Origin of the sequence: Ureibacillus acetophenoni (assembly GCF_900220965.1) — a bacterium.
Taxonomy (GTDB): Bacteria; Bacillota; Bacilli; order Bacillales_A; family Planococcaceae; genus Ureibacillus; species Ureibacillus acetophenoni.
Map to the genome: position 1 here is coordinate 1 of NZ_OBQC01000017.1, position 19,756 is coordinate 19,756.

The 19,756-nt window shown below is 33.0% G+C and carries 29 protein-coding genes; 26 read left to right on the forward strand and 3 right to left on the reverse strand.

The window, feature by feature from the left end; translation table 11 throughout:
* Positions 1-314: 314 nt before the first annotated feature.
* The 12 genes from CRO45_RS17105 to CRO45_RS17160 all read left to right on the forward strand — a co-directional run bounded on the left by CRO45_RS17105 (position 315) and on the right by CRO45_RS17160 (position 8,434).
* The gene (locus CRO45_RS17105) at positions 315-701 is read left to right on the forward strand and encodes a DUF192 domain-containing protein (RefSeq protein WP_097150845.1); all 387 of its coding nucleotides are present in this window, start codon (positions 315-317) and stop codon (positions 699-701) included.
* Between the two features lie 178 nt (positions 702-879).
* The gene (locus CRO45_RS17110) at positions 880-1,176 is read left to right on the forward strand and encodes a hypothetical protein (RefSeq protein ID WP_097150846.1); all 297 of its coding nucleotides are present in this window, start codon (positions 880-882) and stop codon (positions 1,174-1,176) included.
* 97 nt (positions 1,177-1,273) lie between these two features.
* Positions 1,274-1,774 (forward strand): amino acid oxidase, encoded by a 501-nt coding sequence (locus tag CRO45_RS17115; RefSeq protein WP_097150847.1) that lies wholly within the window; start codon positions 1,274-1,276, stop codon positions 1,772-1,774.
* Positions 1,775-2,080: 306 nt separating this feature from the next.
* On the forward strand, positions 2,081-2,476 hold the full coding sequence (locus CRO45_RS17120) for a hypothetical protein (RefSeq protein ID WP_097150848.1): 396 nt from the start codon (positions 2,081-2,083) through the stop codon (positions 2,474-2,476).
* Between the two features lie 170 nt (positions 2,477-2,646).
* Positions 2,647-2,922 (forward strand): hypothetical protein, encoded by a 276-nt coding sequence (locus CRO45_RS17125; protein WP_097150849.1) that lies wholly within the window; start codon positions 2,647-2,649, stop codon positions 2,920-2,922.
* Positions 2,923-3,268: 346 nt separating this feature from the next.
* Positions 3,269-3,469 carry a hypothetical protein gene (locus tag CRO45_RS20155; RefSeq protein ID WP_170949540.1) on the forward strand — a complete coding sequence of 67 codons (201 nt, stop codon included), beginning with the start codon at positions 3,269-3,271 and terminating at the stop codon, positions 3,467-3,469.
* Between the two features lie 313 nt (positions 3,470-3,782).
* On the forward strand, positions 3,783-4,775 hold the full coding sequence (locus CRO45_RS17135; RefSeq protein WP_097150850.1) for a DNA/RNA non-specific endonuclease: 993 nt from the start codon (positions 3,783-3,785) through the stop codon (positions 4,773-4,775).
* 415 nt (positions 4,776-5,190) lie between these two features.
* Positions 5,191-5,997, forward strand: a complete 807-nt coding sequence (locus CRO45_RS17140; RefSeq protein ID WP_097150851.1) for an aldo/keto reductase — start codon at positions 5,191-5,193, stop codon at positions 5,995-5,997.
* Between the two features lie 169 nt (positions 5,998-6,166).
* On the forward strand, positions 6,167-6,511 hold the full coding sequence (locus CRO45_RS17145; protein ID WP_170949541.1) for a n-acetylglutamate synthase: 345 nt from the start codon (positions 6,167-6,169) through the stop codon (positions 6,509-6,511).
* Positions 6,512-6,658: 147 nt separating this feature from the next.
* A complete protein-coding gene (locus CRO45_RS17150; RefSeq protein WP_097150852.1) occupies positions 6,659-6,994 on the forward strand; it encodes a hypothetical protein in 336 nt (111 codons plus the stop codon).
* Positions 6,991-7,530: a GNAT family N-acetyltransferase gene (locus CRO45_RS17155; RefSeq protein ID WP_097150853.1), complete on the forward strand. Its 540-nt coding sequence runs from the start codon at positions 6,991-6,993 to the stop codon at positions 7,528-7,530. The genes CRO45_RS17150 and CRO45_RS17155 overlap by 4 nt, the downstream gene beginning before the upstream one ends.
* A 328-nt stretch (positions 7,531-7,858) precedes the next feature.
* Positions 7,859-8,434: a hypothetical protein gene (locus CRO45_RS17160; protein ID WP_097150854.1), complete on the forward strand. Its 576-nt coding sequence runs from the start codon at positions 7,859-7,861 to the stop codon at positions 8,432-8,434.
* Positions 8,435-8,527: 93 nt separating this feature from the next.
* Here the strand turns inward: CRO45_RS17160 and CRO45_RS17165 are convergent, their stop codons facing one another.
* Positions 8,528-9,697 (reverse strand): MFS transporter, encoded by a 1,170-nt coding sequence (locus tag CRO45_RS17165; RefSeq protein WP_097150855.1) that lies wholly within the window; start codon positions 9,695-9,697, stop codon positions 8,528-8,530.
* Positions 9,698-10,079: 382 nt separating this feature from the next.
* On the opposite strand from CRO45_RS17165, the gene CRO45_RS17175 reads away from it, so the two are divergent.
* The 3 genes from CRO45_RS17175 to CRO45_RS17185 all read left to right on the forward strand — a co-directional run bounded on the left by CRO45_RS17175 (position 10,080) and on the right by CRO45_RS17185 (position 11,470).
* The gene (locus CRO45_RS17175; protein WP_097150857.1) at positions 10,080-10,709 is read left to right on the forward strand and encodes a hypothetical protein; all 630 of its coding nucleotides are present in this window, start codon (positions 10,080-10,082) and stop codon (positions 10,707-10,709) included.
* 220 nt (positions 10,710-10,929) lie between these two features.
* A complete protein-coding gene (locus CRO45_RS17180; RefSeq protein WP_097150858.1) occupies positions 10,930-11,217 on the forward strand; it encodes a hypothetical protein in 288 nt (95 codons plus the stop codon).
* A gap of 19 nt (positions 11,218-11,236) precedes the next feature.
* Entirely contained in the window at positions 11,237-11,470 is a 234-nt protein-coding gene (locus CRO45_RS17185) for a hypothetical protein (protein ID WP_097150859.1), read from the forward strand.
* 325 nt (positions 11,471-11,795) lie between these two features.
* On the opposite strand, the gene CRO45_RS17190 is transcribed toward CRO45_RS17185, so the two are convergent.
* On the reverse strand, positions 11,796-11,936 hold the full coding sequence (locus CRO45_RS17190) for a YrzI family small protein (RefSeq protein ID WP_097150860.1): 141 nt from the start codon (positions 11,934-11,936) through the stop codon (positions 11,796-11,798).
* Positions 11,937-12,434: 498 nt separating this feature from the next.
* On the opposite strand from CRO45_RS17190, the gene CRO45_RS17195 reads away from it, so the two are divergent.
* Complete coding sequence (locus tag CRO45_RS17195) at positions 12,435-12,821, forward strand: DUF192 domain-containing protein (RefSeq protein ID WP_097150861.1); 387 nt, start codon at positions 12,435-12,437, stop codon at positions 12,819-12,821.
* Between the two features lie 121 nt (positions 12,822-12,942).
* Here CRO45_RS17195 and CRO45_RS17200 read toward each other — a convergent pair whose 3' ends face one another.
* The gene (locus CRO45_RS17200; RefSeq protein WP_097150862.1) at positions 12,943-13,827 is read right to left on the reverse strand and encodes a 3D domain-containing protein; all 885 of its coding nucleotides are present in this window, start codon (positions 13,825-13,827) and stop codon (positions 12,943-12,945) included.
* A gap of 300 nt (positions 13,828-14,127) precedes the next feature.
* Between CRO45_RS17200 and CRO45_RS17205 the strand changes: the two genes are divergently transcribed.
* The 10 genes from CRO45_RS17205 (at position 14,128) to CRO45_RS17250 (ending at position 19,646) form a co-directional block, all read left to right on the forward strand.
* The gene (locus CRO45_RS17205; protein WP_097150863.1) at positions 14,128-14,610 is read left to right on the forward strand and encodes a hypothetical protein; all 483 of its coding nucleotides are present in this window, start codon (positions 14,128-14,130) and stop codon (positions 14,608-14,610) included.
* 199 nt (positions 14,611-14,809) lie between these two features.
* The gene (locus CRO45_RS17210) at positions 14,810-15,067 is read left to right on the forward strand and encodes a hypothetical protein (RefSeq protein ID WP_235864646.1); all 258 of its coding nucleotides are present in this window, start codon (positions 14,810-14,812) and stop codon (positions 15,065-15,067) included.
* Positions 15,068-15,236: 169 nt separating this feature from the next.
* Positions 15,237-15,473, forward strand: coding sequence for a hypothetical protein (locus CRO45_RS17215; RefSeq protein ID WP_097150864.1), 237 nt, complete (start codon positions 15,237-15,239; stop codon positions 15,471-15,473).
* A complete protein-coding gene (locus CRO45_RS17220; protein WP_097150865.1) occupies positions 15,470-15,688 on the forward strand; it encodes a DUF1772 domain-containing protein in 219 nt (72 codons plus the stop codon). The genes CRO45_RS17215 and CRO45_RS17220 overlap by 4 nt, the downstream gene beginning before the upstream one ends.
* Positions 15,689-15,837: 149 nt before the next feature.
* Positions 15,838-16,200: a hypothetical protein gene (locus CRO45_RS17225; RefSeq protein WP_097150866.1), complete on the forward strand. Its 363-nt coding sequence runs from the start codon at positions 15,838-15,840 to the stop codon at positions 16,198-16,200.
* 45 nt (positions 16,201-16,245) lie between these two features.
* Complete coding sequence (locus CRO45_RS17230; RefSeq protein ID WP_097150867.1) at positions 16,246-16,614, forward strand: hypothetical protein; 369 nt, start codon at positions 16,246-16,248, stop codon at positions 16,612-16,614.
* Positions 16,615-16,721: 107 nt separating this feature from the next.
* Complete coding sequence (locus tag CRO45_RS17235) at positions 16,722-17,171, forward strand: GNAT family N-acetyltransferase (RefSeq protein ID WP_097150868.1); 450 nt, start codon at positions 16,722-16,724, stop codon at positions 17,169-17,171.
* A gap of 36 nt (positions 17,172-17,207) precedes the next feature.
* Positions 17,208-17,588, forward strand: coding sequence for an ACT domain-containing protein (locus CRO45_RS17240; RefSeq protein ID WP_097150869.1), 381 nt, complete (start codon positions 17,208-17,210; stop codon positions 17,586-17,588).
* 162 nt (positions 17,589-17,750) lie between these two features.
* Positions 17,751-18,344, forward strand: a complete 594-nt coding sequence (locus CRO45_RS17245; protein ID WP_097150870.1) for a TetR/AcrR family transcriptional regulator — start codon at positions 17,751-17,753, stop codon at positions 18,342-18,344.
* Positions 18,345-18,434: 90 nt separating this feature from the next.
* Positions 18,435-19,646 (forward strand): MFS transporter, encoded by a 1,212-nt coding sequence (locus CRO45_RS17250; protein ID WP_097150871.1) that lies wholly within the window; start codon positions 18,435-18,437, stop codon positions 19,644-19,646.
* Positions 19,647-19,756 lie beyond the last annotated feature (110 nt).

Sequence of the window (19,756 nt, forward strand, 5' to 3'; positions counted from 1 at the left end):
TAATATATATTAAATTACATTTTTTTAAAAGACCTATGCGTTAGCATGTAGTCTATGAAAATTAATATCTAGAAGTTAATGCCTTACAGAAACTAACGGAGGCAATTCTTCAATAAGAAAGATCGTCCTTTTTATTGAACAAAGGGAGTTTAGTTGAACTAATCTTTTTGTATATTGTTACTGTGATTATTGAAAGCAAAGTATTAAATTTAACATAGAATAAGTATTAAAAGAGAAAAAATAGATCGTCTAGATATTTTATTCCTTGTTTTCGTTTTACATCCAAGTTCCTAAATGAGCGAAGGTGAGTGAACATGAAAAATAGAATAAAAACAAAAAGGATAAAAATACTCAGCGGAAACAGGGTAACTGGATTAACCGTTCAAGTTGCAGATACTCAAGAAGAAAGAGAAAAGGGCTTAATGTTTGTTGAGCATTTACCCGAAAATGAGGGAATGTTATTTGTGTTTTCAAGAAAAACATACGGTGGCTTTTGGATGAAAAACACATTAATTCCTTTATCGATTGCTTTTCTTGATTCCGACGGGGAAATTCTAAAAATACTTGATATGGAGCCTTGTATAGGGAATGAATGCCCTACCTATAATCCCAAACTTTCTTATCATTATGCAATCGAAGTGAACCTTGGATGGTTTGATAAGAATCAAATCAAAGAAGGGGATTATGTAAAGTTTGATTGAATACATCTCACCTCTAAAAACTAGGACCATTTCTATTAGGTTTTTTGTTAAGTTAAAAGTGGCTATTCTTCAATAAGAAGAGTAGCTTTTTTGTTGTAAACTAACGAGCAAAATACTTTAAGAAAGATTCTTGAATTTTATGGTATTCTTTAGGGGAGATAGATTAGGGGGATGCCAAATGGACAAGTTCACGAAATGGTTTATAGCATCATTTATATTAGGGAGTGTAGGGCTAATAGCAGTATTTTTCGTGGAAGATATTGCAAGAGTAACGGGTGAATTGAATCGAAGCATTTTGTTAGTTAGCACTATAACAATATTCTTTTTAATTCTATCTTCTATATTTAGTATTGTTAAAGCGAATTCAAATAGAATACAAGGGGAATTAGTTCTCTCTGCCCTTATTTCCATAATTCCTCTATCAGCTTTAGTCATAAATGGGTTAATTTTTACGATTTATTTTGTAGGTAAGTAATGTGGCTATTGTGAAGAAAAGTGCTTAAAGTAACGAGGCGTTTCAGGAATAAGCAGGAGGCAGTTTATTAGAAGGTTTGGTCAGGAGGCACTAAAGTTTGAAAAAAATTATTTTATTTTTAAGCGTGTTATTTTTAGTTGCTTGTTCTAGTGAAGAAGTGAAATATGATGGAGCTCCACTAAATATTGCAGTATTTGGTGATCTTCCAGAAGTTAAAAATAAAAATATCCATTTTGAATTATTAACACTAGAAACGCTAAGCGAGGATACATCAAATATTGCTTTAAACTTTAATGCAATTATGATAACACCTTCAGTATTTGAAGAAGCATCAGACGATAGATTTGTAGAAGTATATAAAAGTTTAGAAACCCCAATTATATTTTTTGATACAAATAAAAGGCATTATCCTTTTGTAAATGAAAGTATTACTTATGAATCCGCGTATTTTGATGTTTTAGATAATGGTTCCCACACTACAATTTACATAGCTGATACCAAACTGAATAGAGAAGATGCTTGGTATTTTTATTTAGAAGATAAAAAAGACGTTAATGTACTATACTCAGAAATCTTTAAAAAGATTGAGAATTTATAGCGAATAAATCATTCCTTATAACACAACAGGATTAGAAAACAACGATTTGAAGACTGCTGAAGTCAAAAGCAATTAAATAAGTAACAGGGGGATTTTACAATGAATACGATGTGAAATCCCTTTTTTCATTTTCATTTCATTTATTGATGGTATGACTTGCCACACATATTAGAGTGCTCAAAGATACATGGCGCTAGCTTCTTATTCAAGTAAAGCGAGCGTAGACTAACGAGGTAAGTCATTTCAATAAGAACTTTGAATAATTTATATAAAGATTGCAGTTTAAATCGGTAAAGGGGGTTTGCTTTGTTTAGAAAAAACATTATTCCGTTATTAGTTATTCTCCTTTTATTAAGTGCTTGTTCAAATTACAAAACGCGTGTTTATAAAGGCGAAACAAGTGATTGGAAGGCTGACTATGTTTATAAAGAGACTTCTACCAAAGGATATGAATATATATTTCAATTAACTTACAAAAATGATGTTAGTGGACTTTCAGAGTTAAAAGATTTTACGATCAAATTTAAGGCTGGTTCTGGTGAAACCGGTGGCACTTTACCTATTAGTATTTTAAAAAATGGGGCATTTACAAGCAGTGGTGCATACGAGGGGACTAGTTTATTACGAGAGGATTCTCAAATTAAAGTGTATGTTAATTGGGGGACCAACGAAGATTCGTTTGTATTAGAATATAACGATTAAAAGCTATAAACACTTATCCACATAGGTTATTCGGATAACGGGGGCGTTGATCCGAGAAGGGGTTAATGCCTTTTATATTGAATTTTTTTACTAACGGGGCAGGTTAATTCCACAGTAACTAATAGGTATTATTATAAAATAATTGAAATAGGGGTTTATGGAGGGGAAATATGAATAAAAATTTTGTATCTTTTGCTTTTATTTTCTTTGGATTATGTATTGTTTTCAGCGCCTTTTATATTTCTTCAGCATTAAAAGAAATTGCGTATAATCAAAATCCTGATAATATTTCAGTAACACAAGATAATAATGACTGGGAACTAATAGTGGTTAATGAAAATAACATCATTCTTTTTAACAGTTATACTGGTGAGTATTGGCGTAAATCTATTGAAACTAATGAAGGAGAATCTTATTGGGAAAGAGGAATTTTACCTGGTGAATAAATAGATATCGCATATACGTGATGAACTCTAAATAAAAGGTTTATCGAAGTAACTGGGCTTAAATTGAATAACAAATTCAGCAATCAAGCGCTTTTCCAGAGGGGAAATGCGCTTTTTCTTTATGTATCAAGGTATACTTAAAGGGTTGACTAATAGAGAGTATTTGCAATGGGGAAATCAATACACATAGTGATGAGGCCCACAAATCTAGTAAAGGGGAAGGTTTTCATAAAAATAGTAGAAGTAGATGACAAAGTAACTATTGATGGCTTTGGATTTTATGGTCATGTTGACCGACAACGTTGTTCAACCTGTAAGTGTAATTTAGTTTATTATGAGGAATTTGATGCGTATTTTTGCCCTAAATGTAATAATTGGACTGAATCCAAATGCAGTGACCCTAACTGCAAGTATTGTCCGAATCGACCACAAAATCCATTGCCTAATAAATAGCTTAGTTGAAGAACAGACCGATATTATCTCTACCTATCTTGGAGTATATAAAGGGGATTTAATGAAGAAGTTAAAACGAATTTATAATGGATAATGACCGATCTACAAATTCTAGTAGCGTTTATATATATATATATAGTACATACTTATCCACAAAAGACGGCGGATTTGCGGTCTTTCATGACTTGGGATTACTGATAATATACAGGTGTTATTTGGACAAATCACATTGATATCATTGCTCCATTTCTAAAAGAAAAATAATTGAAACTGTCCAAAACAAAGTAACTACTGGTAAAAAGTACTTCTTGGAATGAACTATTATCAATAGGTGAACTATGTTAATCTATGTAAGCGTGCCAAGATTTTTAGATTGAACAACATGAAACTACTAGGAGAATACTAAAATGAAAAAGAAAATGAATTATTTATTGTTCCTTTTAATGACGATCTTTATGGTTGGTTGTACCGACGTTGAAGATGTATCAAATACAGATGTAAAAACAGATTCACAAGAAGAAGTAACAACAGAAAATACTATTGAAAATAGTGAAACAGAAGAAACAATTCCTACGACTGTTGAAGAACCAGTAGAAGAGGAAGCACAAACCCAACCAAATACTGAATTATTCGCAGGATACAAACTGATTGAAGTTGATGGTGGAGATTTATCAGGATATCGTGAAGCTAACGTTGTCGTTAACATTGGTTTTGGGGAACGTGATTATTGGGCATTTACAAATGAACACGGCCAACTAGTACGTGTCATTGCTGACGAAATCATTCTACAAGACGACAGTAACGAACCTGTATTATCGACTGGAAGATACTATTCTGATGAGGCGAAGGTTCCAGGTGTGGAAAGTAAAGATTTAGATGAAGGACATGTTATCGCGGATTCTCTTGGGGGAGTATCAAATGCATACAATATTACACCGCAAGAAAGTACGTTAAATCGCCATGGTGACCAAGCCTATATGGAAGACGCAATTCGTAAAGCTGGTGGAGCGACTAATTTCGAAGCAATTATCACATATCCAAATACGCAAACACAGATTCCTTCAAGCTATAAATATACCTATACTATAAAAGGTAACAAAGTCGTTGATACATTTGACAATGTAAACCCTGATAAAGTAAACGAATCACTTGGCTTAACAGGCAGTAAGCCATCTAATTCAACTGGCTCGAATTCAGGTTCAAACACAAACACAAACACAAACACAAACACAACAGGTTCAACTACTAACCATGATATTTCTTCAGTTGATACAAACGGTAATGGCCAAGTAACTATTAAAGAAGCAAAAGCAGCAGGTTACAAAATGCCAATAACAAGAGATCATTGGTTATACCCTTATATGGACGACCGTGATAACGACGGGATGGTAGGCGAGTAAACCCGTAAAACAAATAGCCGATAGCATTTTACAAGGGTAGATGCTATCGGCTAATTTTTTTCATTTCTAGGATAAGCCATGCTTCTATGTTAATTTCTAGTCTGAAGAATAAGAAATAGGGGGAAAAATTACGCTTATCTCCAAAATAAAATAGAAAATAGCCAAAATAGATGGAGAAATCCCCGTTATTCCCCTTAAAAATGAGAAAATGTGGTGTTATATTTCGCATAGAGGGAAATTTTACCCTTATTTGCCCTTAAATCGAGCATCATTACACCTATAAAGGGAAAATCTCCACTTATTTATCTAAGCTAGTTTGTCCCAGTTGCCTCATTCTCATTTCTTTCTGAAAATTCTACCATTTGATATGATGGGATTGGAATAAATAGAATTGTTAGAGGGAGTGGTTAAGAATATGGAATACATAACACTTAATAATGGGTTGAAAATGCCAATAGTAGGTACAGGGACAAATACTTATGGAAAAGAAAATAACGATTATAACGGCGAGGTGAAAAATGAAATTCCTGAACTCGTATCAGCACTTGAGTTGGGATACCGCTCAATAGACGCAGCGATTTCTTATAGAAACGAAGAACTTGTCGGAAGAGTTTTAGCAGAAAGCACAGTGCCTCGAGAAGAGTTATTTATTACAACAAAAATTCCAGCCAACGAAGAATATATTTCTTCAAAGGAAGCTACTCGAGCAGCAATCGATAACAGTCTTAAAAATTTCCGAACAGACTATCTCGACCTACTTCTTATTCACCACCCAATCGAAGACAAAGAACAACTGAAAAACACTTGGGAAGTCTTTGAAGAGTATTACGAAGCTGGGAAACTAAAAGCAATCGGCGTTTCAAACTTTGGAAAAAATCAACTAGATGATCTGAAAAAATTCGCTAAAGTAAAGCCAGCTGTGAATCAAATACAAATTAACTTAAAAGAACCGAACAAAGAGCTCCTTGCAATCTTAGAAGAAGAGGGCATTACACCAGTTGCATGGGGACCTATGAAAACCGAAGCTCATCAACAAGAAGCATTAGATGAAATAGGTAAATCTTATAAAAAGTATGGTGCACAAGTCTTATTAAAATACCAAATCCAGCGCGGTGTGGTTGTGATTCCTAAATCACACAACCGTGAAAATCAAGCAGCGAATATCGATCTTTTCGATTTCGAATTATCTGCAGAAGATGTAGAAAAAGTTGAAAACTTATAATTAGTTGGTCCTTCATCCTAGAGATACGAATAATGTCAATAGGATGAAGGATTTTTTCAAAACAATGAGATTGGAGAAGTGCTGTTTTATATTGAACTAACGGGGCAGATAAGTTTAATAAGAAATGGTATAATTTTCAAAAAAAGATAAGGCAAAGGGGAAGAGAAAAATGATAGATTATAACGGTCGTAGCTTTGTATCAATTGAAAATACAGATAATGGCGAAGTTTCTTCAAAAACTATTTTTGATTACAAACAAGAGGGGCAGATCATCTCAGCAACATACAGTGGCGGAGAAATTGTACAAGGGACATTAATTGGAATAGTCAGAGAAGACGGTTGCTTAGAGTTTAGATATAACCACGTTAACAACAAAAATGAAATTAGAGGTGGACAGTGTATTTCTACTCCTAAAATCTTACCAGATGGGAGAATTAGGTTATATGAAAATTGGAAATGGCTTGATTCTGAAGCTACTGAGGGAAATTCAGTTATTGAGGAAATTAGTAGATAAAACTAACGAACGTACTATATTATCCTTATTGTGCTAACGGAGGTGTTTCTTAAAGATATTAAAATGCCTTTTTTTATTGAACTAACGGGGCAGGATAGTTGAAGAAGCACTTTGATTAATATTATTAAGGTAAGGTGAATAAGAACAATGGTACGCTTAAAAATTGGAGATGTATTTGGGATAGAAACTTCAAAAGGGTTAGCATATTTTCACTCTGTTCATAAGGATGAGACCATTGGTTCGCTAATACGAATATTACCGAGTTTACATGAAGGTACTCAAAATGAGTTTTTAAATGACTTAGTTAAACAGAAAGAGTTATTTTTCATTCAATTTACTTTAGGTCCAGCATTAAGTAGAGGAATTGAAGCCGGACAGGACGCGCCGCTTGTCGGCGCTGCGCTTTGCCCTTGGGGACGGGAACGGCGTTACGGGGGCAAAGCGCAGCGAATTTATATTTTCGGAAGTAGGGAAGAAAAATGATTGAATTAAGAAAAATTACCCACGATAATTTTGAGGCAGTGTTGAAGTTAAGCATAACAGACGAGCAGAAAGGAAATGTGGATTCCAGCATATATTGTTTGGCTAAAGCCTATGTAAAGATACTCAACGACGAAAAACCTCCTATGATCTTCGCTATATGCAACAATGATGAAGTCATAGGATATGTCGATATTGGATTTTACGAACTGGCAGAAAGTGCATTTTTATGTGAAAAATATGGAGATAAATCTACTTATGGACTTAATCGCTTTATGATTGATAAAAAGCATCAAGGCAAAGGATTTGGCAAACAAGCAATGATGAAAGTTATTGATTATATAAAGTCGTTTCCACAAGGAAAAGCCGATGCAGTTTCTACATCATATTGGATGGTAAATGAAGCCGTTCGGAAGTTGTTTGCGTCTGTCGGTTTCGTTGAAACAGGAGCGATATGGGACGGACAAACAGGGGATAATTGGAATGCAGAAAGAAAAGATATAGAGTATGCAGAAGTAGGTGCCAGACTCGGATTATAAAGCTAACAATTTGAATAGTGCATCGTACAGTATAAGACCAACTATGCGAAGTCAATAGCAAAAATGCAAAAAGAAAGCACAACATTAGCCGTGCAAAAAAGTGCACGCTTCCGCGAACCGTAATGTAGAGCAGTTTACTTCAATAACAATCTTCAACAATCGGGCGCGATTGTGGAGAAACATATTTTCTTTATTGAAGTAACGGAGGCTTACCTTTTAGAAGGTGAAGTCCTCTATTTTGTTGAAGTTATTGTACTAACGGGGCAGTTTAGTTGAAAAAGGTGATAGATAAAATATTATTAGAACAAACTTGAAATGGGGTGAAAATATGAAGTTAACATTGGCAACAAATGTTGAGATCGATACACTTCATTCAAAGTTTAAAAAGTTTAATGTTCATCTTCTTGAAGAGCCAAGTAATCTATACAATTATATCGGTATTATGGATGTATTTAATCGTGTGCTTAATGAAGAAGAGGCAAGTGAGTTGTTAGGGATAAGCCATAATATAAAGCACAGTGCTAAATTTGTTAGTACCTTTACAAATCTTTTTCATATTGAAAAAGAGGTATATGTACACATTAATAAAAAGGCTGTTAGAAAAGAAGAGTTGAAGTATATATTGAGCTGTTTAAATCGAAATGAAGCAAGTTTTTTTCGGAAGCTGTTTTCCAATAACAAGGGAATTTATAAAATCGGTGACGTTGAAACTCTTGTCTTTTTAACGAAACTCTCAGTGAATGAACTGTATTTTGCAGATTTTTTCTTTCCATCTCTTGAAACAGTGATAATTGGGAATTATGATATGTCTTTTCCTGTTTATTCTAAGACGGCAATAGGATTTAAAGAATGCAAGAAAATTATAGAAGAGAACGGCTTATTTATAAGACAGTCTATGAAGTAACAATTTTCTTGTTCAACTAACGAAGGCTTTAGTTTAACAAGAAATACTTAAATGATGTAAAAGAAAGTTAAAATTAAAGTAAAAGAGCGCAACTCAAATTGCACTCTTTGTTTTGTAGGATGTCTTTTTCTTACTCTTAACAGAAATGTTAACAGTAATTAAAGATAAGGTGATTAATATTCCGCCTGCAAATGGATTTACCTTGACTGAAAGTGTATCTACGATTCCAGCTCCAATAATTGAACCAACAGCAACACCTAAATGAAGAGCAGAATTATTCAAGCTTTGCTGAATTTCAGATGATTCAGGCGCTATTTCAATTAAATAAATTTGCATTGCCGGCGAAATTGCCCAACTGAGTATCCCCCATACGATAATGATGATGAAATAAACTGGTAAGAAATCTGTTGAATATGGGAATACAAAGAATAAAGCACTAAAAATAATTAGAGCAATAACCATTGTTTTTCTAGAGCCTAATTTGTCTGCCAATACACCGCCAATTCCTCCGCCGAATACAGCAGCAATACCAAAAATTAAATAGATGATACTAATCCAATTAGCATTAAAATCAGTGGTTACTTCTAAATATGGTTTAAAATATGCATACATAATAGTATGCCCTGTTATATACAGGAATGTCGTTGTTAACCCTAATGTGATTTTGTGATTTTTAAATGCTGAAAGCTGTTGCTTTAAGGGAATTTGAGGCTTTGGCTCTATACGTCCCATAAATAAATGAACACCAATTATTGATAATGCGGTCAATACAGTTATTAGAACGAATGGTGCTCTCCAGCCAAAACTATTTCCTAGGAGTAGCCCGATCGGTACCCCTAAAACTAATGAAGCACTTACTCCCATAGAGACAATCCCAATGGCTCTACCTTTATACTGTTCTCCTGCTAAGCTAGGTGCCATAACTAAACACAATATGATTAATAGAGCACCGCTTAATGCTAAAATAATTCTTCCAATAAACAATATAGTGAAAGTAGGTGCAAATACTGTTACGATACAACCGCTAAAAAATATGTATAAACAAACTAATTGTAACTTTTTCCTCTCTACTTTAGCTGTCATAACAAGTAAAATTGGCGATGCAATTGCAAAAATTAACGCAAAAACAGTGATCAACAAACCAGCTTGTCCGATGCTTACATTAAAATCTTCTGCAATTAAATCTAAAATGCCGCCAATGATCAGTTCAACCATCCCTATTACAAAGGATATAATCATTAAAAAATAAATACGCTTATCCATGTTTAACCTCATTTCTAACTATATCCCAACCTAAATACTATCTCTTAATGAAAGTTTGCTCAAGAATAAGATAACATTTTCATAAGAAAAAAATAATTACGTAAATCCACAAGAATTGAAAAATATATACAATTAAATTTGCCAGTAAGGGCGAAATATTAAGCATTTTAAATTTGTGGGATATCTTCCTATCTAATCTAATTGGTAGAAAAACGAATAAATCTTTATTTGAGTTAATTCTTATTCAACTAACGAGGGCGTTTCTTCAAGAAAGAGAAATGCTTTTTCTTACTGAAGTAAAGGGGCAGGTTAGTTGGAGAAGGAGTTTCTTTTGGTGTTGGGGAATGGTTATGTGTAGACGATTATTAGGAGTGATAGATGAATGAATAACAAAATAATCCAGCTAATCTATAGATGTTACTGGATAGGATTGTTGTTAGGCACGGTAATCTTTACTGCTGGATGTCAAATGGTAGAAGAAATCGGTTATAAAGATAAAGTTGAAGATAAAGAGATGAATTCTACTGAACAAAAGTCTATTGAAATTTCAGAAGATAACGGAAAGTTTTACTTAAATGGTATTACACTAGGAGATACTAGGGATCAAGTAATTGAATTATTAGGAACAGATTATCTTGAAACTAACAAATCTCAAGAAGTAATAACTAACAAATCTCAAGAAATGCTTCATGAATCGATGCTTGATTATGGACATCTAATTGTTAATATCCAGAACGATGCAGTTAACCATATCACTGTTCCAAATATGAATGAGAAGTATTACGAAGAAATGTTCAATTTATACATTGAAGATGGGATTGTTTATACAAATGGTAAGGACTTAAACACTCATAGCGGTGCTAGAATTTTCTACTCTGAAGGGCATTCCCCAATATTACTAGCTAAGTATAACAATGATATGAAGTTATTTTTATATTTATATTATCCAGAAGGGAATTTTTTAGAGTCTATCGAATCCGGTGATATAAAAAAAATCTCTATCAACGAATAGACTCATAGAACCAGTTGGTGGAGGGTACTCCCTTGATGGAAAAACTCCTTAATGAAATATGGGATTAATGATTGGTTATTCAACTAACGAAGGCGTTGATCCAAGAAGGATTAATGTCTTTTTTTATTGAACTTAATGTACTAACAGGGCAGTAGATTTGAAGAAAGAATTTCTAATTTATAGTCTAATTATTTTATAGGGATGTATAGGGGGGCTTTAGATGAATATTACCATTCGTAAGATGCACTACCAAGATACAAAACAAGTTCAAAACATAGCGAAAACAACTTGGAATGCTACATATGAGGGCATAATTCCATTGGAAGTACAAAATAAATTCTTAAGTTTAAATTACAATGATGAAAGTATGAAACAACGTATAGAACGTTCTATTGTTTATGTCGATGGGAAATTTGTAGTAATTGGAGACTCATTTGACCCTAGTAATCTTTGCCAACCCATAGTTTTCAATAAACTTACATATGATTTTCTTCAAAAGGCAAGATAACTAAAAGAGGGGGGAAATTATGCATTGGGGAGATATGGTTATTGAGTCCAAAATTTTTAGGCTAATTATTAAAGGAGCCTTTTGGACTTCTATTGCCCTAGCTATACTTATTTTACTTATGATAAGTAATTTCTTTTTCAAAATCATATTTTTAGATTATCGATTCGATGATGGCGAACTACATCCACCCATTGAGGTTTCGATAAGTAATGGCTACCTAACTAACATTGACATTGATCCAAAGAGGGATTGATGTCTTTTTCGTTGAAGTTATTAATGCAATGAGTATTAAATTAATTAGAATTTCCCTAACATGTAACTTTGCATTTTCTTAAACTACATAAGTTGTATGTGTAAAATATCGCTTAAAAAAGTGCAAAATACCTCTTGAAGCAACCCGTCCTAGTAAGAACGGGTTAGCTTTACTCAGATCATAAAATTAAAGAACTAGGATTGTAATTCTATATTCCTTCATCCCTGGCTAGGTTGAGTCTTTCTCCACCCATAAAATTGCATAACGTCTTTGGATCATATAAATCATCTCAATCTCCACCTTTCATGTTTTTTTATGAACAAAATTAAAATTGACGGAAATAATTTTCTACTTTGCTTCGGTTCTCTTCAAAGATTTTTTTCACACGTTCATTATGAAGTGCTTTCTCAAGAGAAATTTCACGTTTTGTAATAGTGATTGTTAAAGAAAAAATGTGCAATGTCATATAGTATCACCTCCTAAAAATACCCCCAAAATGGAAAAAACCGTAGAGAGAATCCCCCTACGGTTAAAAAAAGGCACAAAAATACCGTAGGGACACAATTCTCCCTACAGTATGGGTATGCTTAATGATAAAAAAAGTCTTAAGCGATCCATTCCGATCTGGTCGAATTTGTGATTTTCACTTTTGATGAAGTTGTATCTGCTAATGAATGTAATTTAACGATAACGATCATTTTATTCGACCTCCTTAAGAATTTTTTATTTACTTTGTAATTATATCCATCTTTAAGTTGTTTGTAAACATTTTTTGCCAATTTTCCTGAAATATGCTAATGGTTGGAGAAATTGTTAGGTGATTAGTGAATACAATGTATTAAATTTAAAACTAAAGAATAGGTATTAAAAGTGAAAAACAGATTACCTAGTTATTTTTTCTTCATGTTTTCGTTTTATATCCAAATTTCTTTCCTGCTTATTATATGAGCGAAGGTGAGTGAACATGAAAGATAGAATAAAAACAAAAAGGATAAAAATACTCAGCGGAAACAGGGAAACTGGATTAACCGTTCAAGTTGCAGATACTCAAGAAGAAAGAGAAAAGGGCTTAATGTTTGTTGAGCAATTACCCGAAAATGAGGGGATGTTATTTGTGTTTTCAAGAAAAGTATATGGTGGCTTTTGGATGAAAAACACATTAATTCCTTTATCGATTGCTTTTCTTGATTCAGATGGGGAAATTCTAAAAATACTTGATATGGAGCCTTGTAAAGGGAATGAATGTCCTACCTATGATCCCAAACTTTCTTATCATTATGCAATCGAAGTGAACCTTGGATGGTTTAATAAGAATCAGATCAAGGAAGGGGATTATGTAAAGTTTGATTGATTTGTCTCACCTCTAAAACTAGGGGTGAGGTGGTATTAAAGGCTTTCACTAACTATAAATGAAATCAGAGCTTCCTCAATTGAGGAAGCTCTTTAATGCTCTAATAGGTGTTATGAATATGCTAGTCTAATATTTTGACCTTTAATTGTTTTACTCCGAAATTAATTGCATCTTGTTTAGATGGAACAAAGACATCAATTCGATTGCCTTTAATCGCCCCGCCAGTATCCCCAGCGATGGCTTCACCATAGCCTTCAACATATACTTTACTACCAAGTGGAATGATAGACGGATCAACTGATATTACTTTTGCATCCGGATTTTCTTTTAGGTTAATTCCAGTAGCAGTAATACCTGAACATCCCTCACATGTAGCGGTATAGGCTGTAGCCTCCACTGTTATTTCCTTTACATCAGCTTTAGTTGTTGATGGAGCAGATGGTTCAGTTTCTGCTTTATTAGTAGATGGAGTTGCTTCAGCTTCCGCTTTATTTGTTGGCGGAGCAGTTACCTCAGTTTGTACTTTATTTGAAGATGGTGTAGTCTCCACTTTTTTTTCTTTATTTGTTGACTGAGCGCTTACATCAGGAGTAGTTTCCTTTGATTTTGATGCTACAAGTACTACCTGCTTTTCAGCATTACTATTCTTTATACCTTCAAAGATTACTAGGTTTAACCCAGGTTTTATGAGATCCGTCTGTAATTGGTTCCATTCTTTAATTTGCGAAACTCTCACTTGATGATCTCGGGCTATTTCCCACAATGTGTCACCATTTTTAACTGTATACTGTTTTTCCGTTACAATCGCTAGGACATCCCCAGGGTGTATAAGGTCTGTAGTAAGGTTATTAAATTTCTGTAAATTTTCTACAGTTGTATTATTAGCACGAGATAAATCCCATAGGGTATCTCCTTTTTCTACTGTAACCGTTTCAGCTTGTGCACTAGTACCTAAAGTTAACGTAAGTGCAGCTACTGGAATAATTGAAATCATTTTTTTAAACATCATTTTGCCTCCATCTTCTTAGGTTGCGATTCTATAATAATCGTAGCATAGAATTTTCTGAGAAAAAGAACAGGGAGGTGTTAATTCGTTTACGTCCATGGCAGTTATATTGCAAGACCATGTCCATGTTACAAGATATAAGTAATGCAAGGCATTAATCAAGAAGGATTAATGCCTTTTATGTGGAAGTTACTGAACTAACGGGGCAGGTTAAGATTTTAAGATTGTTAGTTATTATTAAATTAAAAAAGGGGAGTGTAAGAAATTAAAATTAGGTTTATTCAATTTTTATTTCTTAGTTTGATATTTTTAGTTGCTTGTTCAGAACAGACATACGATAAAAATGAGGTTATAGCAACTTTAAAAGGTGAAGATATAAAAGTAAGCGATATACTTACACAGTATCCGATTGAGGATGAATATATAGAAAACTTCTTAAAAGAAGAAATCGTAATACACGAAGCTAAAAATATGGGTATTACAGTATCAGACGAAAAGATAGAAGAACTAAAACAAACGTATTACCCAAGAGGTGAATTTACTATAATAGAAGATTTTCATAAAGAACAAGCTGAAGTCTTAGGTATCACAGCAGAAGAATACTTTGAAATTTGGTCTTTAACGTACCTTAAAAGAAATGAATATATTCAAGAATATATAAAAGCCAAATTTAATGAACCATCTTCTATTGAAGAAGGTGAAAAATGGGGTGAAGAGATTGAGGCGCATATTAACAATCTATTTACCCATTATAAAGAAAACAGAGATTTGATAATAAAGTAAAAAGTGGAACATAATATCTTCTTTTAACTAATAGGGATGTTTCTTTGTGAAAGTGAAATGCCTTTTTTATTTGAGTATCAGGGTAGCCCATTGAAGAATAAATAGATTTGTTCCACAATCGGGCCGATTGTGGAAAAGTTTTTGTAGAGGATTCGATATTTTATGTTAGAGTAAAGGTCATGGAGGTAGTTATCAATTCATGTCAAAACCAAACAAACCATCAATTGTACAAGAAAGTATTTTTTTAGTCGTCACAATACTTATAAATATACTTGCCCTTCCAGCTGCTTTAGTCATTGGAGTCATGGCTACTGATTCACCAGGTAGTGGCATGAAAGAACTGGTAATGGGTTTTCTATTTGTTCAGGCAGTGCCTTTAATCCTATTTGCAGGCAGTTTAATTCTGTTCATTATCAAGATTCGAGAAATCAGAAATAATAATGAAATTTCTACATAAGGAAATGGTGAACTAATAAAGTTCTATAAACGGTTCTTAACGAGGGCATTGATCCAAGAAGGATTAATGCTTTTTTGTTGAAGTGAAGGGATAGCTTAGATCAAAATCAATTTAAACTAATGTATAATTAAAAAATAATATTTATCTGAAATTCAGGAGATGTAGCAATTTGGATATTTTTGGTTTTATCGCACTCGTAATAGCAGGCTTTACTGCTTGTGCTGAGTTTACTTCTTACGCTTTAGTACATCCAGTTATCCGTCAATTACCTCAAAAGGAACATATACGTTTTGAACAAGGTTCACTGAAATCATATGGCCTGATTATGCCAATATTTATGCCTCTAAGTGTTATCCTAACCTTGTCCACGCATTATTCTCTTATGAAATTGGTGGTATTGAATTGATTAGTCGTTTTTCCTCCGCCGTAATGTTTATATTAGCAACAATAATAACTATTAGATATAACGTTCCTATTAACAAAGCAATGAAACAGTGGGATGCGGACAATCCACCCACTGATTGGAAGGAAATAAGAAAACGATGGATGTTCTTTCAATCTATTCGTTCTTGGATCCTTCTTGCTGGCTTTGTGTTACTTTGTTTCACAGTCACAATTTGATTAATATTGAATTCTTTATTACATTATTGTGCTAACAAGGCTATTCTTGGGGTAAAGAATAGCCTTTACTATTTGATGTATTAAGTAAGAGACAAAAAAGAGTAACGATCCTTTTTAATTTACGTCAAATAAGCTAAGGGAGATTTTTTATGTTCAAAAGAGCACTTTTATCAGCCATTTCATTATTGTTAGTTTCGATTACACTAGTTGGATGTAGTTCTTCATCAAACGGATCATATCAAGGGATTCTGTCGGTGAATGGAGAAAAGTATTTCTTACGAGGTGAAATGAAGGATGCTGAATTTACCCTCGGCGAAAAACTAGGCAAAGTACAAAAAAAGGTAAATCCAAAGATCAATCCGAATGAGCATTTGTCATCGAACTACCTTGAAATAGGTGAAGAAATTTACACTTCGAACGAAGATAGTGAGGTGCTTATTGTAAAGCGGGAAAATGGGGAATTGGAAATAATGGTAAATGAAAGCTACTATAATATTGAAGAAGGTAACTGAGATTAGTAGCGTTATCAATAAAATCTAGGTGAGGGGAAGTTAGTTATGAAGTTTTTTAATACATTGGATATAATATATTTTTTTGTGATGTCGCTTTTACTAGTTTATGATTTTTTCCCTAACTTCCCATTTGCTGACTCTGTTCCAACAAATGTTTTAATCCCACTGATTTTAGTGTTAATGGTGTTGAGTATTTTATTAAAACAATATAATGACAAAAGCAAAAAGGATTTATTAAAAGCGCAAATATTTTGGACCATTTATCTACTTCTATTGATAGTAATCTTGACTGTATTAGGTGGTCAATCTAAGACTGGTATAGCGTTAGATAATGGAGTTTTGTGGATTGCCGTTTTAATTTCATTAGTAGGACCATTGTCTCGATGGAGAAAGTTAAAGAATTCAGAAGAATAGATTTTAAGAGGTAGGCATTTCTTTTTGAAGGAGAAATGCTTTTTCTTATTGAAGTAAAGAAGCAGAAGTATTTTATTAACACATTTAAATCGAGGAGCTTAACTCATATGTGGACTAAAAACAGATTTTCAATTTCTACGAATAAAGATGATTTAGATTTAACAACGATTCATCAATTTTTAAGTGAAGAAGCTTATTGGTCAAAAGGGATCCCTAAGGAAACCGTGAAAAAGGCAATTAAAAATACAACTTTTTGTTTCGGTGTCTATAAAGGGGAAGTAGGTAAGGAAGACGTTGTTCAAGTTGGTTTTGCAAGGGTAATTACGGATTTAACGAGGTTCGCATATCTTTGTGATGTATTTATTTTACCGGAATATCGAAAGTTAGGATTATCTAAATGGTTAATGGAAGTAATTACAAACCATCCTGACTTAAAGGAAGTTCGTAGATTTATGTTAGCTACGAATGATGCACATACCTTATATTCAAAATACGGTTTTGAAAGCATTGATCATCCAGAACGCTTTATGCAGAAGGTGCGTCAAGACCCTTTTTAAGACAAATAATCATTGCAGCAAAGGAGCGCGGCAAAATTGAAATTAAAAATGTTAGATTCAACGTTTTCTGTAGTGAAAGTTCCACCAACTGAAACCATTCCATTGTGGGCAATAAATGCCGATATGTTTTCTATTACCAAAACTGATGAAGAACTATCCATCGTTTGTCCTTCCGAATGTTTACCGTCGAATGAGGAATATAAGTATGTTGAAAACGATTGGATGTGTATCAAGGTTGAGGGAATCTTAGACTTTAGTTTAACGGGAATCTTATCTTCATTAGCCAACACATTAGCTAAAAATCAAATAAGTATTTTCGCCATATCAACCTATAATACGGATTACCTTCTTATTAAAAGCCATTCAATTGAAAAGGCAAAAGTCGTTTTAGAGAATGAAGGACACACTTTCTCGTGAAAAAAAGTGTGTTCTTTCAAATAGAGGGGTTATCCCAAAATGGAATTTAATATGAAGCTTTAAGTAATTTAAGTTTATTTTTAATACAATGTTTTATATAATTGATATTGATTGATTAATCAATCAATCAATCAATCAATATAATGTTGAGGATGAACTTTAATGTCTGGTGAAAATCAAAGTAGATCAATTGAACAGAAGAAAGAAAACGTATTACAATGTGCCATTAAACTTTTTGCTGAAAAGGGGTATGATGCCACAACCATTGGAGAAATCGCTAAAGCAGCAAATGTAAGTTTTGGCCTTGTTTCAACATATTACGGAAATAAGGAACAGCTTTTTACTGCATGTATCTCGATTCCAGCCGAAACATACTTAGCGGAGATGTTGATGTTCGAAACAGAACCTCTTTCATTCAAAGAGGAGATCACACAAATGATAAAAAACCATATCCATATCATTTCTAATAGGAAAGACTATTTACAATTGTTTGTCCAGGTGAATAGTCAGTATGAACGTTTTCCAAAAGCCTTTGAAGTCGCAAATATCTATACACAAAAACTAACTAGAAATATTGAGGAACTCATCAAGAACGGAAAGTTGAAGGATCAATTAATCACAGGAAATGCAGAAAAAATTGCAATTGCCTATGTTAGTTTGCTATTTGGTCTGCGATTATCCTATTCCGATGATCCAACAACAGAAGATTGGAATCAGTTTGTTGATATCGCCTTACGTTTATTTGGACCGAAATAATTGGTCCATTTATTTTTAGTTTTTATTGATTGATTAATCAATCAATTCTAAGTTAATGAAATTATTGTCGCTTAACAAAGGGGAAATGTTATGAAAATACTATTCACATTTAACAAAACGATTCAGATTCGAATGATACTAAACTTTATCTCAATCACTGGTTCAGCTATGGTAATGCCTTATGCAGTTGTATATTTTACAAATAAGATTGGTGCAGCATTAACTACCATTACAATATTAGTGATTGGGATTCTTAGTTTGTTAGGATATTTAATCGGGGGCCGATTTACAGATCGTATCGGTAGGAAGAAAGTGATACTAGTGAGTGAAGTAGTTTCAGGTATTTGCTTTCTGATCATCAGTTATTTTGATTCATTCGATTATTTCTATGCTCTTCCAATAATCATTGCATTTATGATTATGTATATTTTTGAAAGTGCTGCTAATCCGGCATACTCTGCACTAATCATTGATGCAAGTGATGAGAAAAATAGAAGTGTAATTTATACATGTTTTATGTGGATTTCCAATATTGCATTTGCTGTTGGAAGTGTATTAGGGGGATTCTATTTTGAAAAGTATTCAGCAGTTTTATTTTTTATAGTTGGTGTCTCGTCTATTCTTTCAGCTATATGTACTTATTATTTTATAGTAGATATGTATGTTAATAAAATCGCGACAAAAACATCTAAAGAGAACTCAATAATTAATAAAGCTCCATTTAGCATATCGGCTACATTTGCTTCACGAATTTTTCTTTTCTTATGTGTAGGTATTTTATTATTGAATTTATTAAGTGAACAATTTCCAAACTACTTATCCATCCGGGTTGTATCAAATTATCCAATAGGAAATATCTCTGGGTTTAATATGATTGGCTATCTACATTTAGTAGATACTCTAATAACAGTCTTCGCAGTTGGAGTCATTTTGAAAGTTACAACTAAGCTATCTGAAAAAGGAAAATTAATGATAGGTTTAGCATTGTTTAGCCTTGGATATATTTGTTTAAGTTACTTTATACAGCCGTATTTCCTACTTTTAGGGATGATACTTATATCTATAGGAAGATTAATCTACTACCCAACTTTACAATCCATTACTGCAAAAGTAATTCCGGAAGAAATGAGAGGATCCCATCTATCAATATTAGGTTTACTGTCTGCGATGGGAGGGATGTTATCTAGCTTATTTATTTTAGGTATGGAATACATCTCTGAATCTAGTATTACCATTATTTTCATTTGTATAGGGATTTGTATAATATTAAATTACTATTCTGCTTATAAATTTATAAATTAGTAGAATGGAAAAATAAAATAATTCTTCTGATATTTATTATGTCTGAATATTTGAAAATTAATTATTAAATGTTAAAATAAACCATAATATTAGATGCGAAAAAAACTGAG